1 protein-coding gene is annotated in these 685 nt (G+C 70.8%); it reads right to left on the bottom strand.

Features of this window, described 5'->3' with window-relative positions; genetic code table 11:
• A partial coding sequence (locus tag JCM9942_RS17455; RefSeq protein ID WP_054661051.1) for a carbohydrate kinase family protein occupies positions 1 to 685 on the bottom strand: 685 nt, incomplete at both ends.

Raw genomic sequence — 685 nt, 5'->3', positions numbered from 1 at the left:
CGCCACGCTCGGTCAGGCCGAACAGCACGCCGCCGACAAAGGCGTCACCGGCCGCGGTGGTGTCGACCGTCTTCACGGTGAAGCTCGGCACCACGCCCTGATCCTCGCGCGTGTACCAGCGCAATGCGCCGGCACCGTCGGTGACGATCACCCAGCGCGCCTGCGCGGCGAGCAGACGCTTGAGCACCTGCGCATCGCCATCGGCGCCGAGCGGCTGCGCCAGATAGTCCAGCTCCTCGCGCGAGAGCTTGATCAGGTCGGCGCGTTCCAGCGCCTGCCACAGCCACGGGGTCGGATCGACCTCGGCCGGCCACAGCGCCGGACGCAGGTTCAGATCCAGGCTGACCACCGCACCGGCGGCGCGGGCGCGGTCCATGCCGGCGAAGGTCGCCGCGGCGATGGCCGGCTCGGTCAGGCTGTTGGAGCAGACGTGGAAACAGGCGGTGTCGTCGAAACAGGCCGCGGTGAAGTGCTCGCTGCGGAACAGCAGGTCCGCCGCCGGGGGGCGGTAGAAACTGAAGCTGCGCTCGCCGTGGGCGTCCAGCGCGACAAACGCCAGCGCGGTCTTGGCCGCGTCGGTACGCACGATGCAGTCGGTCTGCACCCCGGCCTCGGCCAGGCTGTCGACCAGGAAGTCGCCAAACATGTCACGCCCGACCATGCCGGCGAAATGGCTGCGGGCGCC

Origin of the sequence: Stenotrophomonas pictorum JCM 9942 (genome assembly GCF_001310775.1) — a bacterium.
In the GTDB taxonomy this organism is placed as follows: Bacteria; Pseudomonadota; Gammaproteobacteria; order Xanthomonadales; family Xanthomonadaceae; genus Stenotrophomonas; species Stenotrophomonas pictorum.
Note: the sequence above shows the minus strand (reverse complement) of the source record. Positions and strands in the feature narration are given on the sequence as shown.